This is a genomic window from Streptomyces sp. A 4/2, assembly GCF_940670765.1.
Taxonomy (GTDB): domain Bacteria; phylum Actinomycetota; class Actinomycetes; order Streptomycetales; family Streptomycetaceae; genus Streptomyces.
The window spans coordinates 1-445 of record NZ_CALNVW010000095.1; the positions used below are offsets into that span (position 1 = coordinate 1).

Below are 445 nucleotides of genomic sequence, written 5' to 3' on the forward strand. Positions count from 1 at the left end.
CAGAGGATGGCGAGGTCGTCCGAGGTGACACCGGTGCGGGTGGCGAGGGGGGCGCTGAAGTGGCCGGCGCCCTTGTAGAGGCCGTAGGGGACGATGTGCTTGGAGCCCATCTCGGTCTCCTTGCCCTTGCTCTGGCCTTCCTTGGGGTTGTTCCAGGCGTCGACGTCTTCCTGCCGGGTCGGGGTGACGCGGGTGATGCCGATGTCGAAGGGGGTGACGGGGTCGATGGAGCGGGCGAATCCGATCTGGACCGGTCCTTGGACCCGGCCGGCCTTGCGGTCGGCTTTGCCGGTGGACATGACGGCGCCGAACATCCGGACGTCGAAGAAGTTCTGGCACATCCACTGTTGCGCGGTGGCCTGGTTGGTGGCGTTGCCGCCCTGGTCTCCGCTGGCGTAGGCGCGTTCGTGCTGGGCGTTGAGGGCGACGCCGGCCTCGACGTAGA

Annotated in this window: 1 protein-coding gene; it reads right to left on the reverse strand. The window is 67.9% G+C overall.

Translation table 11 applies throughout. The features are described from left to right. Positions 1-445, reverse strand: a 445-nt coding sequence (locus NBY69_RS37175; protein WP_250306692.1) for a type I CRISPR-associated protein Cas7, incomplete at both ends; no start/stop codon positions are given.